The 267-nt window shown below is 52.1% G+C and carries 1 pseudogene; it reads right to left on the reverse strand.

Annotated elements, in window-relative coordinates:
- Positions 1-267 (reverse strand): annotated as a pseudogene (locus tag AC3XQU_RS24040) (endonuclease); the annotation flags it as partial.

The raw sequence follows: 267 nt of genomic DNA on the forward strand, positions 1-267 counted from the left end.
TACATGTCGATTTGAGCTTCAGTTAGAACCACTCCCGCATCGGCCAACATTCTTCTGTAATCGACCGTGCCTCTACGGCCACTCATCAGAACGGATACGCCACCTCCCTCTTGACGAGGGATTCCCTTTGGCACTAAAGCCACTAATAGATCCCGGGCGTGTTCTTCTCTGGCCTTTGCGATCTGAAGATTTGCGTTTGCTTGTCTCCAGGCCGCCGCAGCAGCATCCCATTCATTTGACGACCATACTTTCAGTTGCAGCCTATGC

The sequence above is a fragment of the Telluria sp. AZSoR62 genome (genome assembly GCF_058111565.1).